Annotated in this window: 11 protein-coding genes and 3 rRNA genes; 12 read left to right on the top strand and 2 right to left on the bottom strand. The window is 65.8% G+C overall.

The window, feature by feature from the left end:
• Positions 1-52 precede the first annotated feature (52 nt).
• Positions 53-493 carry an EamA/RhaT family transporter gene (locus tag OG747_RS18985; RefSeq protein ID WP_405885598.1) on the top strand — a complete coding sequence of 147 codons (441 nt, stop codon included), beginning with the start codon at positions 53-55 and terminating at the stop codon, positions 491-493.
• A 94-nt stretch (positions 494-587) separates the two neighbouring features.
• Entirely contained in the window at positions 588-1,397 is an 810-nt protein-coding gene (locus OG747_RS18980; RefSeq protein ID WP_405880511.1) for a class I SAM-dependent methyltransferase, read from the top strand.
• Here OG747_RS18980 and OG747_RS18975 read toward each other — a convergent pair.
• Positions 1,361-2,782 carry a SulP family inorganic anion transporter gene (locus tag OG747_RS18975; protein WP_405880510.1) on the bottom strand — a complete coding sequence of 474 codons (1,422 nt, stop codon included), beginning with the start codon at positions 2,780-2,782 and terminating at the stop codon, positions 1,361-1,363. The two genes, OG747_RS18980 and OG747_RS18975, sit on opposite strands and share 37 nt — an antisense overlap.
• Positions 2,783-3,220: 438 nt before the next feature.
• Here OG747_RS18975 and OG747_RS18970 point away from each other — a divergent pair, with 438 nt between their 5' ends.
• From OG747_RS18970 to proC, 3 genes are all read left to right on the top strand, one after another.
• A complete protein-coding gene (locus OG747_RS18970) occupies positions 3,221-4,048 on the top strand; it encodes an ABC transporter ATP-binding protein (RefSeq protein ID WP_405880509.1) in 828 nt (275 codons plus the stop codon).
• Positions 4,045-4,863: an ABC transporter permease gene (locus OG747_RS18965; protein ID WP_405880508.1), complete on the top strand. Its 819-nt coding sequence runs from the start codon at positions 4,045-4,047 to the stop codon at positions 4,861-4,863. The genes OG747_RS18970 and OG747_RS18965 overlap by 4 nt, the downstream gene beginning before the upstream one ends.
• A 168-nt stretch (positions 4,864-5,031) precedes the next feature.
• Entirely contained in the window at positions 5,032-5,841 is an 810-nt protein-coding gene (gene proC, locus OG747_RS18960) for a pyrroline-5-carboxylate reductase (protein WP_405880507.1), read from the top strand.
• Positions 5,842-5,912: 71 nt separating this feature from the next.
• Here proC and trpS read toward each other — a convergent pair whose 3' ends face one another.
• Complete coding sequence (gene trpS, locus OG747_RS18955; RefSeq protein ID WP_405880506.1) at positions 5,913-6,911, bottom strand: tryptophan--tRNA ligase; 999 nt, start codon at positions 6,909-6,911, stop codon at positions 5,913-5,915.
• 893 nt (positions 6,912-7,804) lie between these two features.
• Between trpS and OG747_RS18950 the strand changes: the two genes are divergently transcribed.
• The 7 genes from OG747_RS18950 (at position 7,805) to OG747_RS18920 (ending at position 17,009) form a co-directional block, all read left to right on the top strand.
• Positions 7,805-9,330: ribosomal RNA gene (locus OG747_RS18950) — 16S ribosomal RNA — on the top strand.
• A gap of 314 nt (positions 9,331-9,644) precedes the next feature.
• A 23S ribosomal RNA gene (locus tag OG747_RS18945) occupies positions 9,645-12,767 on the top strand.
• A 94-nt stretch (positions 12,768-12,861) separates the two neighbouring features.
• A 5S ribosomal RNA gene (rrf, locus tag OG747_RS18940) occupies positions 12,862-12,978 on the top strand.
• Together the 16S, 23S and 5S rRNA genes form the textbook arrangement of a ribosomal RNA operon.
• Positions 12,979-13,046: 68 nt before the next feature.
• Positions 13,047-13,691 (top strand): HAD family hydrolase, encoded by a 645-nt coding sequence (locus OG747_RS18935; protein ID WP_405880505.1) that lies wholly within the window; start codon positions 13,047-13,049, stop codon positions 13,689-13,691.
• A gap of 134 nt (positions 13,692-13,825) precedes the next feature.
• Entirely contained in the window at positions 13,826-14,545 is a 720-nt protein-coding gene (locus OG747_RS18930; RefSeq protein WP_405880504.1) for a VC0807 family protein, read from the top strand.
• A 60-nt stretch (positions 14,546-14,605) separates the two neighbouring features.
• A complete protein-coding gene (locus tag OG747_RS18925; RefSeq protein WP_405880503.1) occupies positions 14,606-15,886 on the top strand; it encodes an MFS transporter in 1,281 nt (426 codons plus the stop codon).
• Positions 15,837-17,009, top strand: a complete 1,173-nt coding sequence (locus OG747_RS18920) for an acetoin utilization protein AcuC (RefSeq protein ID WP_405880502.1) — start codon at positions 15,837-15,839, stop codon at positions 17,007-17,009. Before OG747_RS18925 ends, OG747_RS18920 begins: the two co-directional genes overlap by 50 nt.
• Positions 17,010-17,176 lie beyond the last annotated feature (167 nt).

The following is a 17,176-nucleotide window of genomic DNA, read 5'->3' as shown; positions in this document are numbered from 1 at the left end:
CACCGGAAGCGGTACCGGTACCGGTACCCCCGCGGGCCCCCAGCCCGACCCCCTGCGCTTCTTCGGAACGACCTGGGTGGAGCACGACGGCGGCTATACGGGCCGCCGGATCGCCGTGGCCGCGGGCTCGCTGCTCGCCGCCGTGGCCGCCTGCGTCGTGCTCCGTTTCGCCTACCAGGGCCTGGCGATCGCGGACGTCGGCAAGCCTGTGACCGTGCTGGTCGTGGTGATGTTCGCGGTGTGCAGCGCGCTCGCCTTCGGCCACACCTGGGACACCTTCTCCAAGCGCCCCGACCCCGACCGCCAGGCCTCCCTCCGCGGCCTCATGGCCATCGGCTTCATCGGCTCCCTCCTCGCCTACGCCGTCCGCACCCTCACCGAGGCCCCCGGCGAGAAGCTCCACCGCGAGGAATACGAGGAAGCACGCCGCCAGTACGAGCGCCGCACCACCCGCCGCACAGGCAACCCTTCCAAAAAGCGCCGCCCCTCCTGACCACTCGCCGTTTGGCCGCGGGCCGGTAGGGGCGGCGGGGGCGAAGACCGAAAACGGCTGTTCCCCACCCCCGAACCCCCGCCACCATGTCCCCATGACCCCCGCACCCCCTGCCTCCCACGCCCACACCACCCGAGCCCACTCCTTCAACACCGCGGCAGCCCAGTACGCCGCGAACCGCCCCTCCTACCCACCCACCCTCTTCACCACGATCGAAGAGCTGGCCGGCCGCCCCCTCAAGGGCGCGAAGGTCATCGACGTGGGCGCGGGCACCGGCATCGCCACCACCCTCCTGCACGCACGCGGCGCGGACGTCATCGCCGTAGAACCCGGCGAGGGCATGGCCGAGGAATTCCGCCGCACCCTGCCCGACATCCCCCTCGTCCGAGGAACCGGCGACGCCCTCCCCCTCGCCTCCGCCTGCGCCGACTTCCTCACCTACGCCCAGTCCTGGCACTGGACGACCCCGGCCCACTCCCTCCCGGAGGCCTTCCGCGTCCTGCGCCCCGGCGGCGCCCTCGCGCTCTGGTGGAACACGGACGCCCTCGACGTCCCCTGGATCGCCGCCCAGGCCCAGCGCATCGAGCAGTACTTCGAGGGCGCCCACCCCACCAAACAAGGCACCGCCACCAAACAGTCAGCCGCAGAGCTCCGCACCGAACGCGCCTTCAAAGGCGCCCCCGAGTCCCCGCCCCACGCCCACCGCATCGTCCGCTGGAGCCGCCGCGTCCCCGTGGACACCCACCTCGCCAACATCGGCAGCCACTCGATCTTCCTGGTCCTCGGCAAGGAGGGCACCGAGGCCTTCCTCGCCGAGGAGCGCGCCCATCTCATGGAGGCGTTCCCGGACGGCCAGGTCGAGGAGGTCTACGACGTACTGGTGATCGTGGCGACCCGCTCGTGATCCCGCGCGGCGGCCCACCGCTCCAGGGCCGCCGCACACGCGTGGTCCACATGCCGCAACCCACCCAACTCCAGCCGTACGTCACGGTCGTGCGGCAGCGCCTCCAACGCGTCCAGCAGCTTCGGCAGCCGCAGGAACGTGGCGTTCCCGATCACGCGTACGACCATCCCCGCGGCCCCCCGGTCCTCCGTCTCCACATGCACATGGCTCATGTCCCACGCGGTCTTGGCGACAGCGAGGGCCAGCCCGACCAGCACCCCTTCGAACAGATTCCCCACCACGATGGCCACGGCCGTCACCCCCAGCACCACCACCTCCCCGCGATGCCCGCGCCAGAGCACCCGCACCTCCCGCACCGGCACCAACTTGCAGCCCGCGTGCACCAGCAACCCCGCCAGCGCCGCCACCGGAATGATCCCGAGCACCCCGGGCACCACCGCGGTGAAGAGCAGCAGCCACACCCCGTGCAGCACCCGCGAGAGCTTCGTCCGGGCGCCGGCCTGCACGTTCGCCGCGCTCCGTACGATCACCGCGGTCATCGGCAGCGCCCCGAGCGCCCCGCACACGGCGTTGCCCGCGCCCTGCGCGATGAGCTCGCGGTCGTAGTCGGTCCGCGGCCCCCGGTGCAGCCGGTCCACCGCCGCGGCACTGAACAGGGACTCGGCGGAGGCGATCAGCGCGAAGGCGACCACCGTCCCGAGCACGCCCACTTCCGTGAGCCGCCCCAGATCCGCCGGACCCGGCGGCTGTACGGCGTCCAGCAGCCCCCGCACCTCCACCCGCCGCACGGACAGATCGAACACCCCGGTCACCCCCGACGCGAGCGCCACCGCCAGCAACGGCGCCGGCACGACCCGGGCCCCGCGCCGCCAACGCGGCCACAGCAGCAGTACGGCCACGGTGGCGCCCCCGACCGCGAGGGCCACCAGGTCCGCGTCGCCGGGCAGCGAGACCAGTCCGGCGATCTTCCCGAGCCCGCTCGCGGGCGCCGAGGCGTCACCCATCGCGTACACCTGACCCGCGATCAGCACGAGCCCGATCCCGGCGAGCATGCCCTGCACCACCGCGACGGACACGGCCCGGAACCATCGCCCGAGCCGCAACACCCCGAGCGCGAGCTGCAGCAGCCCGGCCCCGAGCACCAGAACACCCAGCGCCCGCAGCCCGTACGACTGCACCGCCTCGTACACCAGCACGGTCAGCCCGGCCGCGGGCCCGCTCACCTGCAGGCTGCTCCCGGGCAACACCCCGGCGACCAGCCCGCCGACGATCCCGGTCACCAGTCCCAGCTCGGCCGGCACACCGGAGGCTATGGCGACCCCTACACACAACGGCAACGCGACGAGAAACACGACGAGGGACGCGAACAGATCGGCTTTGCGCATGACAACGGCACCTCCGGTTGAGAGCGGGAGATGCGTGGGTGCCGAGCCGGGGGAGGGCACGGCGGACGTGCTGGCGTGGCACGGACACCTGTGGGCATATGACCACGCACTGAAATCCATTGTCGGTAACGGGAGTTGATCGCGCACCCCTTCCGCGTAACCGCCGAGTGAACGCGGAAGCGCACCACCCCACCGCACGCCGGAGCGCCCCCCTCCGATCACGCCCCCGCGCGCCTGCGCCGCCTTGTGCGACCGGGCCTGACGGCCCTACCGCATGGGAGCGTGACGGCCCTACCTCGTGGGGCTTCACGGCCCTACCTCATGGGGGCTTCACGGCCCCACCCTCATGGGAGCGTGACGGCCCCACCCGCATGGGGGCTTGACGGCCCACTCCACGGGAGCTTGACGGCCCCACCCTGCGGGAGCATTATTCATCGCATGATGAATTTGAATCCGCCGGGCCCACCCGACCCCACAGGACCACCGGACTCCTCCCACCAACCCGCCATCCGCGCGGAAGCCCTCACCGTCGTACGCGGCCCCCACACTGTCCTGCGCGGCCTCGACTTCTCCGTCCCCCACGGCCAGATCACCGGCCTGCTCGGCCCCTCCGGCTGCGGCAAATCAACCCTGATGCGCGCGACGGTCGGCACCCAGGCCAAAGTCACCGGCACCCTCGAAGTCCTCGGCCTTCCCGCCGGCCACGCCGCCCTCCGCTCCCGCATCGGTTACGTCACCCAGGCCCCCTCCGTCTACGACGACCTCACCGTCCGCCAGAACCTCGACTACTTCGCCGCGATCCTCGACCCCGGCCGCGCGTCCGCCGACCGCCGCCACGCCCACGTCACCCAGGCCATCGCCGACGTCGACCTCACCGCGCACGCCGACTCCCTCGCCGGCAACCTCTCCGGGGGCCAGCGCAGCCGCGTCTCCCTCGCGGTCGCCCTGCTCGGAGCCCCGGAACTCCTCGTTCTCGACGAACCCACCGTCGGCCTCGACCCGGTCCTGCGCCGCGACCTGTGGGCCCTCTTCCACGCCATCGCCGCCGAGCGGAACGCGACTCTCCTGATCTCCTCCCACGTCATGGACGAGGCCGAGCGCTGCCACCGCCTCCTCCTGATGCGCGAGGGCCGGATCCTTGCCGACGACACCCCCGACGCCCTGCGCGAACGCACCGGCTCCGACACCGTCGAGGCCGCCTTCCTCCGCCTGGTCGACGAGGCGACCGCGACCGGCGACCGCCCCCGCGAGGAGACCGTCCGATGACCACGCCCACGCCCGCACGCAGGCCCACGCCCACGCTCACGCCCACGGGCCCGGCGGCCGCCACGCGCCCGTCCCCGATCAACTACTCCCGTACGACCGCCACCGCGACCCGAGTCCTGCGCCAGCTCCGCCACGACCCGCGCACGATCGCGCTGATGCTCTTGATCCCGTGCCTCATGCTGTTCCTGCTGCGCTACGTCTTCGACGGCAGCCCGCGCACCTTCGACTCCATCGGTGCGTCACTCCTGGGGATCTTCCCGCTGATCACGATGTTCCTGGTGACGTCGATCGCCACCCTCCGCGAGCGCACCTCGGGCACCCTGGAACGCCTCCTCGCCATGCCCCTCGGCAAGGGCGACCTGATCGCCGGCTACGCCCTCGCCTTCGGCGCCCTGGCCATCGTCCAGTCGGCCCTGGCCACGGGTCTGGCGGTCTGGTTCCTGGGCCTCGACGTCACGGGCTCACCGTGGCTCCTGCTTCTCGTAGCCCTCCTGGACGCCCTGCTCGGCACGGCCCTCGGCCTCTTCGTCTCGGCCTTCGCGGCCTCGGAATTCCAGGCGGTCCAGTTCATGCCGGCGGTGATCTTCCCCCAACTCCTCCTCTGCGGCCTCTTCGCCGCCCGCTCCACGATGCACCCCGTCCTGGAAGCCCTCTCCAACGTCCTCCCCATGTCCTATGCCGTCGACGGCATGAACGAAGTCCTCAAGCACACCGACATGACGGCCAACTTCGTGCGCGACGCGTTCATCGTGGCGGGATGCGCACTGCTGGTACTGGGTCTCGGCGCGGCAACCCTGAGGCGCCGAACGGCATGACCGGGGGCCAGGGGGGCCGGGGTACCAGGGGGCGCAGCGCCCTGGCGGGAACGGGGCGGAGCTCCAGGGCGGCAACCGACATCCCGCCCACCGGACGCCCACCCCCTCCTCCCCTCCCCGGTGCGAGGATGAACCCCGGACGACACAACCTCCGGAGGGCCCCGCACCATGACCCAGAAAGTCGCAGTCCTCGGCACCGGCAAGATCGGCGAAGCTCTGCTCAGCGGAGTGATCCGGTCCGGCTGGGCCCCCACCGATCTGCTGGTAACGGCCCGCCGTCCCGAGCGCGCCCGGGAACTCCAGGAGCGCTACGGCGTCACAGCCGTCACCAACGCCGAGGCCGCCAAGATCGCCGACACCCTGATCCTCACGGTCAAGCCGCAGGACATGGGCACTCTCCTCGACGAACTCGCCCCGCACCTCCCCGCCGACCGCCTGATCATCAGCGGCGCGGCCGGCATCCCCACCTCCTTCTTCGAAGAACGGCTTGCGGCAGGCACCCCGGTCGTCCGCGTCATGACGAACACCCCCGCCCTCGTCGACGAGGCCATGTCCGTCATCTCCGCCGGCAGCCACGCCACCGCCGAGCACCTCGCGCACGCCGAGGAGATCTTCGGCGCGGTCGGCAAGACGCTCCGCGTCCCGGAATCCCAGCAGGACGCCTGCACGGCCCTCTCCGGCTCGGGACCGGCGTACTTCTTCTATCTGGTCGAGGCCATGACGGACGCGGGCATCCTGCTCGGCCTGCCCCGCGACAAGGCCCACGACCTGATCGTCCAGTCCGCGATCGGCGCCGCCGTGATGCTCCGCGACAGCGGGGAGCACCCCGTGAAGCTCCGCGAGGCCGTCACCTCTCCCGCGGGCACCACGATCAACGCGATCCGCGAACTCGAGAACCACGGCGTCCGCGCGGCCCTCATCGCCGCACTGGAGGCAGCCCGCGACCGCAGCCGCGCACTGGCCTCCGGCAACAGCTAGAGCACGCGGGGCCGGGCGCACCCCCGGCCCCACCGCTCCTCACTCGTTCCGCACTTGCTTCTCACTCCACGTCAGCCCGCGGCCAGCAGACCGATCGCCTGGTACGCCGTGTCCACCCGGGGGCGCGCCATCTCCCTGGCCTTCTCGGCACCGCCCCGAAGGACCGCCTCCACATACGCGGGATCCGCGCACAGCCGCTTGTGCCTGTCCTGCACGGGCCTGAGGAGTTCGACCACGGCCTCGGCGGTGTCCTTCTTCAGGGCGCCGTACGACTCATACGCGCCGCCCAGGGTTTCCGGGTCCCCACCTTCACAGGCAGCGAGAATCTCCAGCAGATTCGAGACTCCCGGCCGGGCCTCCGGGTCGTACACGACGTCCTGCCCACTGTCGGTCACGGCCCGCATGATCTTCTTCCGTACGGCATCCGGCTCATCGAGCAGATAGACGACGCCAGGCCCGACGTCATCGCTCTTCCCCATCTTCGACGTCGGCTCCTGCAGATTCATGACCCGCGCCGCGACCTGCGGCCGCGTGGTCCGAGGCACCACGAAGGTGTGCCCGTAGCGCTGGTTGAACCGCACGGCGAGATCCCGAGCCAGCTCCACATGCTGCGTCTGGTCGTCCCCGACCGGCACCTCATCGGTCCCGTACGCCAGGATGTCCGCCGCCATCAGCACGGGGTACGTCAGCAAGGACAGCCGGACACTCCCACCCCGCTCCCGCTCCCGCGCGGCTTTCTCCTTGTACTGGATCATCCGCCGCATCTCCCCGTCGGTCGCGACGCACTCCAGCAGGTACGACAGCCGCGCGTGCTCGTCCACATGACTCTGTACGAACACGGTGCACAGCTCCGGATCGAGTCCTGAGGCCAGCAACAACGTCGCCGCCTGCCTACTGAGCCTGCGCACCCGCCCCGGATCGTGGTCCACGGTCAGCGCGTGCAGATCGACGACGCAGAACAGGGCGTCGGCCCGGTGCTGGTCGGCATCGGCCCACTGCCGGATGGCGCCCAGATAGTTCCCCAGCGTCAGATGCCCGGTCGGCTTGACCCCGCTGAAGACCCGTGTCATCTCTCCACCTCCTGGTCGAGGCCGCCGCACCCGCCGGCCGGTTCTCCAGGAGGGAGACACAAAAACGGCCGCCAGGGGCGGCGGCCGTTGAGTACATACGTGAGTACGGCCGCCGTCAGGCGGCCCACCACTGCTGGGTGCACGTATGCGTAGTCATGCCTCGGAGAGTACGCCTCCAGGGGGCACTCCGCAGCGGAGTTGACACACCCCGACCCCGTACGTAATGTTCTCCGAGTTGTCCGACGTGAGCGCCGACTCCGGTCGGTCCCCGGACAGCCACTCCGCAACAAGCACTCAACGAACGGCGACCTGTCGTCGGCTCGTTTGTATGCGTGTTTGCGGAATGAGGAATCCGCGTTCGAAAGGACGCCACCCCGATTAGCTCGGGAGCCAGGAATCCGCTAAAGTCTCACTCGTCGGAACGGCCCAACAGCCGCGAAGACAAGCCCCACCGACTGGGAATCAGGCCCGAAAGGATCTGATAGAGTCGGAGCCGCCGGAAAGGGAAAAGCGAAAGCGAAAACCTGGAAAGCGCCGAGGAAATCGGATCGGAAAACGGTCTGATAGAGTCGGAAACGCAAGAACGAAACAAGAACAAAGCAAGACCGAAGGGAAGCGCCCGGAGGAAAGCCTGAGAGAGTCTCTCGGGTGAGTACAAAGGAAGCGTCCGTTCCTTGAGAACTCAACAGCGTGCCAAAAATCAACGCCAGATATGTTGATACCCCGTCTCCGGCCGATCGGCTGGGACGAGGTTCCTTTGAAAAAGTCCTGCCGGGCACTGCCTGGCAGGCGCACAGCGAGGACGCTGTGAACCGGGGGGATTATTCCTCCCCTTGGTTCCGCTCTCGTGGTGTCGTCCCCGCAGTCTTTAATTAGACGCAGTCGGGAAAACATTCACGGAGAGTTTGATCCTGGCTCAGGACGAACGCTGGCGGCGTGCTTAACACATGCAAGTCGAACGATGAAGCCCTTCGGGGTGGATTAGTGGCGAACGGGTGAGTAACACGTGGGCAATCTGCCCTTCACTCTGGGACAAGCCCTGGAAACGGGGTCTAATACCGGATAATACCTGCCTGGGCATCTGGGTGGGTTAAAAGCTCCGGCGGTGAAGGATGAGCCCGCGGCCTATCAGCTTGTTGGTGAGGTAGTGGCTCACCAAGGCGACGACGGGTAGCCGGCCTGAGAGGGCGACCGGCCACACTGGGACTGAGACACGGCCCAGACTCCTACGGGAGGCAGCAGTGGGGAATATTGCACAATGGGCGAAAGCCTGATGCAGCGACGCCGCGTGAGGGATGACGGCCTTCGGGTTGTAAACCTCTTTCAGCAGGGAAGAAGCGAGAGTGACGGTACCTGCAGAAGAAGCGCCGGCTAACTACGTGCCAGCAGCCGCGGTAATACGTAGGGCGCAAGCGTTGTCCGGAATTATTGGGCGTAAAGAGCTCGTAGGCGGCTTGTCACGTCGGGTGTGAAAGCCCGGGGCTTAACCCCGGGTCTGCATTCGATACGGGCTAGCTAGAGTGTGGTAGGGGAGATCGGAATTCCTGGTGTAGCGGTGAAATGCGCAGATATCAGGAGGAACACCGGTGGCGAAGGCGGATCTCTGGGCCATTACTGACGCTGAGGAGCGAAAGCGTGGGGAGCGAACAGGATTAGATACCCTGGTAGTCCACGCCGTAAACGGTGGGAACTAGGTGTTGGCGACATTCCACGTCGTCGGTGCCGCAGCTAACGCATTAAGTTCCCCGCCTGGGGAGTACGGCCGCAAGGCTAAAACTCAAAGGAATTGACGGGGGCCCGCACAAGCAGCGGAGCATGTGGCTTAATTCGACGCAACGCGAAGAACCTTACCAAGGCTTGACATACACCGGAAACGGCCAGAGATGGTCGCCCCCTTGTGGTCGGTGTACAGGTGGTGCATGGCTGTCGTCAGCTCGTGTCGTGAGATGTTGGGTTAAGTCCCGCAACGAGCGCAACCCTTGTTCTGTGTTGCCAGCATGCCCTTCGGGGTGATGGGGACTCACAGGAGACTGCCGGGGTCAACTCGGAGGAAGGTGGGGACGACGTCAAGTCATCATGCCCCTTATGTCTTGGGCTGCACACGTGCTACAATGGCAGGTACAATGAGCTGCGAAGCCGTGAGGCGGAGCGAATCTCAAAAAGCCTGTCTCAGTTCGGATTGGGGTCTGCAACTCGACCCCATGAAGTCGGAGTTGCTAGTAATCGCAGATCAGCATTGCTGCGGTGAATACGTTCCCGGGCCTTGTACACACCGCCCGTCACGTCACGAAAGTCGGTAACACCCGAAGCCGGTGGCCCAACCCCTTGTGGGAGGGAGCTGTCGAAGGTGGGACTGGCGATTGGGACGAAGTCGTAACAAGGTAGCCGTACCGGAAGGTGCGGCTGGATCACCTCCTTTCTAAGGAGCATCTAGGCTGCCAGGCTTGCCTGGTGGTCCAGGGCCATTACGTCGGCAAACGTTCGACGGTGGTTGCTCATGGGTGGAACGTTGATTATTCGGCACACTTGACTGTCTTCTCCTTCCAGTACTGCTCTTCGGGGCGTGGAACGAATGAGGGAAGCGGTGAGGGTGTCGGGCACGCTGTTGGGTGTCTGAAGGTACGGCCGATTTTGGCTGCCTTCAGTGCCGGCCCCAGTGAACTCCGGTGGTAACCGGGGGTGATGGGTGGTTGGTCGTTGTTTGAGAACTGCACAGTGGACGCGAGCATCTGTGGCCAAGTTTTTAAGGGCGCACGGTGGATGCCTTGGCACCAGGAACCGATGAAGGACGTGGGAGGCCACGATAGTCCCCGGGGAGTCGTCAACCAGGCTTTGATCCGGGGGTTTCCGAATGGGGAAACCCGGCAGTCGTCATGGGCTGTCACCCTTGCCTGAACACATAGGGCAAGTGGAGGGAACGCGGGGAAGTGAAACATCTCAGTACCCGCAGGAAGAGAAAACAACCGTGATTCCGGGAGTAGTGGCGAGCGAAACTGGATGAGGCCAAACCATATGCGTGTGAGACCCGGCAGGGGTTGCGTATGTGGGGTTGTGGGATTTCTCTTTCACGGTCTGCCGGCCGTGAGACGAGTCAGAAACCGTTGATGTAGGCGAAGGACATGCGAAAGGTCCGGCGTAGAGGGTAAGACCCCCGTAGTCGAAACGTCAACGGCTCGTTTGAGAAACACCCAAGTAGCACGGGGCCCGAGAAATCCCGTGTGAATCTGGCGGGACCACCCGCTAAGCCTAAATATTCCCTGGTGACCGATAGCGGATAGTACCGTGAGGGAATGGTGAAAAGTACCGCGGGAGCGGAGTGAAATAGTACCTGAAACCGTGTGCCTACAAGCCGTGGGAGCGTCGGACATCAAGCTTGCTTGGTGTCTCGTGACTGCGTGCCTTTTGAAGAATGAGCCTGCGAGTTTGCGGTGTGTTGCGAGGTTAACCCGTGTGGGGAAGCCGTAGCGAAAGCGAGTCCGAATAGGGCGGTTTAGTAGCGCGCTCAAGACCCGAAGCGGAGTGATCTAGCCATGGGCAGGTTGAAGCGGCTGTAAGAGGTCGTGGAGGACCGAACCCACCAGGGTTGAAAACCTGGGGGATGACCTGTGGTTAGGGGTGAAAGGCCAATCAAACTCCGTGATAGCTGGTTCTCCCCGAAATGCATTTAGGTGCAGCGTCGTGTGTTTCTTGCCGGAGGTAGAGCACTGGATAGGCGATGGGCCCTACCGGGTTACTGACCTTAGCCAAACTCCGAATGCCGGTAAGTGAGAGCGCGGCAGTGAGACTGTGGGGGATAAGCTCCATGGTCGAGAGGGAAACAGCCCAGAGCATCGACTAAGGCCCCTAAGCGTACGCTAAGTGGGAAAGGATGTGGAGTCGCAGAGACAACCAGGAGGTTGGCTTAGAAGCAGCCACCCTTGAAAGAGTGCGTAATAGCTCACTGGTCTAGTGATTCCGCGCCGACAATGTAGCGGGGCTCAAGCGTACCGCCGAAGTCGTGTCATTGCAGCTATAGGGCCAACGCCTGCTGTGATGGGTAGGGGAGCGTCGTGTGCCGGGTGAAGCCGCGCCGGAAGGCAGTGGTGGACGGTTCACGAGTGAGAATGCAGGCATGAGTAGCGATACACACGTGAGAAACGTGTGCGCCGATTGACTAAGGGTTCCTGGGTCAAGCTGATCTGCCCAGGGTAAGTCGGGACCTAAGGCGAGGCCGACAGGCGTAGTCGATGGATAACCGGTTGATATTCCGGTACCCGCTGTGAAGCGTCAAACATTGAACCAGGCGATGCTAAGTCCGTGAAGCCGTCCCGGAGCCTTCGGGCAAAGGGGAGTGGTGGAGCCGACGGACCAGACCTGTAGTAGGTGAGTGATGGGGTGACGCAGGAAGGTAGTCCATCCCGGGCGGTGGTTGTCCCGGGGTAAGGGTGTAGGCCGTGCGATAGGCAAATCCGTCGCACATCAAGGCTGAGACCTGATGCCGAGCCGATTGTGGTGAAGTGGATGATCCTATGCTGTCGAGAAAAGCCTCTAGCGAGTTTCATGGCGGCCCGTACCCTAAACCGACTCAGGTGGTCAGGTAGAGAATACCGAGGCGTTCGGGTGAACTATGGTTAAGGAACTCGGCAAAATGCCCCCGTAACTTCGGGAGAAGGGGGGCCATCACCGGTGATGAGTCTTGCACTCTGAGCTGGGGGTGGCCGCAGAGACCAGCGAGAAGCGACTGTTTACTAAAAACACAGGTCCGTGCGAAGCCGTAAGGCGATGTATACGGACTGACGCCTGCCCGGTGCTGGAACGTTAAGGGGACCGGTTAGTCACTCTTCGGGGTGGCGAAGCTGAGAACTTAAGCGCCAGTAAACGGCGGTGGTAACTATAACCATCCTAAGGTAGCGAAATTCCTTGTCGGGTAAGTTCCGACCTGCACGAATGGCGTAACGACTTCTCGACTGTCTCAACCATAGGCCCGGTGAAATTGCACTACGAGTAAAGATGCTCGTTTCGCGCAGCAGGACGGAAAGACCCCGGGACCTTTACTACAGTTTGATATTGGTGTTCGGTTCGGCTTGTGTAGGATAGGTGGGAGACTTTGAAGCGGCAGCGCCAGCTGTTGTGGAGTCGTCGTTGAAATACCACTCTGGTCGTGCTGGATGTCTAACCTGGGTCCGTGATCCGGATCAGGGACAGTGTCTGATGGGTAGTTTAACTGGGGCGGTTGCCTCCTAAAGAGTAACGGAGGCGCCCAAAGGTTCCCTCAGCCTGGTTGGTAATCAGGTGTTGAGTGTAAGTGCACAAGGGAGCTTGACTGTGAGACCGACGGGTCGAGCAGGGACGAAAGTCGGGACTAGTGATCCGGCGGTGGCTTGTGGAAGCGCCGTCGCTCAACGGATAAAAGGTACCCCGGGGATAACAGGCTGATCTTCCCCAAGAGTCCATATCGACGGGATGGTTTGGCACCTCGATGTCGGCTCGTCGCATCCTGGGGCTGGAGTCGGTCCCAAGGGTTGGGCTGTTCGCCCATTAAAGCGGTACGCGAGCTGGGTTTAGAACGTCGTGAGACAGTTCGGTCCCTATCCGCTGTGCGCGTAGGAATATTGAGAAGGGCTGTCCCTAGTACGAGAGGACCGGGACGGACGAACCTCTGGTGTGCCAGTTGTCCTGCCAAGGGCATGGCTGGTTGGCTACGTTCGGGAGGGATAACCGCTGAAAGCATCTAAGCGGGAAGCCTGCTTCGAGATGAGTATTCCCACCCCCTTGAGGGGTTAAGGCTCCCAGTAGACGACTGGGTTGATAGGCCAGATCTGGAAGGCGGGTAACCGCTGGAGGTGACTGGTACTAATAGGCCGAGGGCTTGTCCTCAGTTGCTCGCGTCCACTGTGTTGGTTCTGAAACCACGAACAACCCCATGCCCTGGGCCACTGGGTATGGTGCGGTAGTTACAGTTTCATAGTGTTTCGGTGGTCATAGCGTGAGGGAAACGCCCGGTTACATTCCGAACCCGGAAGCTAAGCCTCACAGCGCCGATGGTACTGCAGGGGGGACCCTGTGGGAGAGTAGGACGCCGCCGAACAAATTTTGAGAAAACCCCCTTGCCTTATGGCAAGGGGGTTCTCTGCGTTCAGGGTCTAGGGTTTTGTCATGCGCTATGACCTGGTGATCTTCGACAATGACGGCGTCCTCGTGGACAGTGAGCCGATATCCAACACGATCCTGGCCGCCTATCTGACCGAGCTCGGGCACCCGACCTCGTACGAGGAGTCCATCAGGGACTACATGGGGTCCGCCATGCACCGCATCCACGAACTCGTCCACGAGCGCACCGGGCAGCGGCTCCCGGACGAGTTCGACGACGTCTTTCACGGACGGGTGTTCGACGCCTTCGAGCGGGAGCTGGGGCCCGTTCCCGGTGCTGTGCAGGTGTTGGAGAAGCTGGCCGCCGACGGGGTGCCGTACTGCGTGGCCTCGTCCGGGAGTCATGAGCGGATCCGGGTGGGTCATCGGAAGACCGGGCTCGACCGGTGGTTCGACGAGGAGCGGGTCTTCAGTTCGCAGGACGTGGGGCGGGGCAAGCCGGCGCCGGATCTGTTCCTGTACGCGGCGGAGCGGATGGGCGTGTCGCCGGAGAGGTGTGTCGTCGTCGAGGACAGTCCGCTCGGGGTGCAGGCCGCGAACGCTGCCGGGATGGACGTGTACGGGTTCACGGCCATGACACCGGCCGCCAAGCTCGCTGGTGCCACGCGACTCTTCTCCGACATGGGGGAGTTGGCTGACCTGCTGGTATGACCGGAGCCCCGGTCGGGCACTGACATTTGTCATGCCGAGCTCCGGACGATCGTTTCTGTTGGTGGGTGGGGTCCGACGGCGAAGCTGAGTACATCGAAACGGGACGTACACAGCGACGACGGAGGGACCCGATCATGAGCATCACGGCCATCGAGACCAGCACTGAAGCGATCACCGTCGAGGCGACCACGGTCGAGACGACGGCCGCCGCCCGGCCCAGCTTCCTGCCGCTGATCCTCGACGTGGCGGTGCCCGTCGGGTCGTACTACCTCCTGAAGAACGGGTTCGGGATGAGCACCATGGCGGCGCTCGGCTGGAGCAGCGTGGTGCCGGCCGTTCGGACCGTGTGGAGCGTGGTGAAGGAGCGCAAGGCCAACGCCCTGGCCGGGCTGATTCTGTTCGTCAACGTCGTCGGGCTGGCGCTCAGTCTGGTCGCCGGTGACCCGCGGCTGATGCTGGCCAAGGACAGCGGGGTCAGCAGCGCGATCGGTATCGGCATCCTGGTGTCCGTGAAGCTGGGGAAGCCGATGATGACGGCGGGCATGAAGCCGTTCCTCATCAAGGGCGACGCGGCCAAGAGCGCCGCGTGGGACCGGCTGATCGTCGGCTCCCCGCGGTTCCGGAAGGCCGAGCGGACCTTCTCCCTCGTCTGGGGCGTGGTGCTGCTCGGTGAGTGCATCGCGCGGGTCGTGGGCGCCTACACCCTGCCGATCGACACCATGGTCTGGCTGGGCACGGTCGTCATGATCGGCTCGATCGTCCTGGCCGTGCTGATCGGCGGGCGCCTGGCCGTCGTCCCGATGGAGAAGATGGTGGAGAACGAGCTCGCCGCGACCTCCCACCCGAAGAGTTGAGCAAAACTCATCTTCGGCTGGATCTACCCACCGGTAAGCCGGGGCCCTACGCTCGCCGCCATGACAGATGTGCTGCGGCGCGGTAGGGCCTCGTTGGCGTTCAGCTTCTTTGCTCAAGGCGCCACCTTCGCGCTCCTCGTGACGCGCATTCCGGCCATCCAGGACCGGTACGGGGTCTCCGACGCGCTGCTGCCCGCCTTCCTGGCCGCCGTGCCGATCCTCGCCGGGGTCGGGAGCGTGACGACCGAGCAGTTGGTGAAGCGAATACGGCCCAGTCGGTTGCTGCGCTGGTCCCAGCCCGTCGTCCTCCTGGCACTGCTCGGGGCCGGGGCGGGGGATCGGCTGGTCGAACTGGCGGTCGCGCTCGGCGCCTTCGGGCTCGCGGTCGGCGCGCTCGACGCCTCCATGAACATGCTCGGGGTGAGCCTGCAACGGACGTACGGGCGCAGCATCATGCTCGGTTTCCACGCCACGTACAGCCTGGGCGGGATCGTGGGCGCCTCGCTCGCCTGGGTGGGGGCGCACTGGCATCTGTCGCTGCTCGTGTCGTATCTGCCGGTGGTGCTGGTCCTGCTGCCCGCCGCGTTGGTGGGGAGTCGTTGGTACGTCGACGGGGGCGCCGCTTCCGACGCCGGGGCCGAGTCCGAGCCCGCCGCTGATTCTGGCCCCGATTCTGGTCCCGATTCTGGCTCTGGCTCTGCGAAGGATCAGGGGGAGGGCGGGGCCCTCGTCTTCAGGTTGCTGCTGCCTCTCTGTCTGGTGATGACGTTCGCGTACATCGGAGACTCGACGGTCTCCAACTGGAGTGCGAAGTATCTGCAGGACGTGCTGGGCAGTTCGGAGCAGCTGGCGACCGTTCCGTACAACGTCTACATGGTGATGACGCTGGTGGGGCGGGCTGTCGGGGACTTCGGGGTGCGGCGGTTCGGGGCGGTGGCCGTCGTACGGCTGGGGGCGGTCGTGGCGGCGGCCGGGTTCGCGGTGGTGGCGGTGGCGCCCGGGGCTTGGGTCGGGATGCTCGGGTTCACGTTGCTGGGGCTGGGGTTGTGTGTGCTGGTGCCGCAGACCTTCGCGGCGGCCGGGCGACTCTTCCCCGGGGCTTCGGACACGGCCATCGCGCGGCTGAATATTTTCAATTACGTGGGCTTCTTGATCGGTTCTCCGTTGGTGGGGGCGCTGGGTGACGCCTGGAACTACCGGGGCGCCATGCTCGTACCGATGGTGTTGGTCCTGGTGACCTTGGGGTACGCCCGCTCGTTCGCGCCCGAACCGGACCGATACGGTGACGGACATGAGCGGCCGCACACAGCTGATGTGGGACGAGGCAGTAACGGGCTATGACTTCGGTCAGGACCATCCGATGGATCCGGTCCGCCTGGCGCTGACCCGGCGACTGGTCGATGCCTTCGGGCTCGATCGGGAGGTGGAGGTCGTCGCGGCGAAGCCGGCCGGGGAGTCGACGTTGCGGCTCGTGCATCGCGAGGACTATGTGGAGGCGGTCAAGGCGGCTTCCGCGGATCCGGGCGCCGCGGATGCCTCGTACGGACTCGGGACCATGGACGATCCGGCCTTCGCCGGGATGCACGAGGTGTCGGCTCTCATCGCCGGGCAGTCCGTGGGGGCGGCAGAGGCCGTGTGGCACGGGGACGCGCTGCACGCGGTGAACTTCGCGGGCGGGCTGCATCATGCGATGCCGGGCGGTGCGTCCGGGTTCTGCATCTACAACGACGCCTCGCTGGCGATCGCGCGGCTGCTGGAGCTGGGGGCCGAGCGGGTCGCGTACGTCGATGTGGATGTGCATCACGGGGACGGTGTGCAGGCCGCGTTCTGGGATGATCCGCGGGTTCTGACGATCTCGTTGCACGAACATCCTCGGACGTTGTTTCCGCAGACCGGGTGGCCGGAGGAGACGGGGGGCGAGGAAGCGGAGGGGAGTGCCGTGAATGTGGCGCTGCCGGCCGGGACCGGGGATGCGGGGTGGCTGCGGGCCTTCCACTCCGTGGTGCCCGAGCTCATCGCCGACTTCCGGCCGCAGGTGCTCGTCACGCAGCACGGGGCCGACACCCACTTCGAGGATCCCCTCGCTCATCTCGCCGTGTCGCTGGACGCGCAGCGGGCTGTGCAGGTCGCTTGTCATGAGCTGGCGCACGAGTACGCCGAGGGGCGGTGGGTCGCGTTGGGCGGCGGCGGTTACGCGGTCGTGGACGTCGTGCCGCGGTCGTGGACGCATCTCGTTGCCGTTGCGGCGGGGCGGCCCATCGATCCCGAGACGGTGATTCCGGAGAGCTGGCGGCAGGAAGTGTTCGCTCGTACGCGGCAGCTGGCGCCGGTGCGGATGACTGATGGGCGGTGGCCCGTGTCCTGGAAGGGGTGGGAGTCCGGGTACGACCCGGCGGACCGGCTGGACCAGGCGATCGTGGCTACTCGGCGGGCTGTGTTTCCGTTGAGGGGGTTGTTGGCGTAGGGGTGGGCGGGGCACGGCCGGGCAGGGTGCGGCTCGGCCGCGTGGGCGCGAGCAGCCCCACCCACCCGCGGCCAAAGAGCCACCGGGGGTCCGGGGGTCCGAGGGTCCGGCATGCGGAGTGAGCATTACGCCGACTGTGGGGCGTTTTCGGGAATTTCGGGGCGAAG

The sequence above is a fragment of the Streptomyces sp. NBC_01384 genome, assembly GCF_045040035.1.
Taxonomy (GTDB): domain Bacteria; phylum Actinomycetota; class Actinomycetes; order Streptomycetales; family Streptomycetaceae; genus Streptomyces.
Note: the sequence above shows the minus strand (reverse complement) of the source record. Positions and strands in the feature narration are given on the sequence as shown.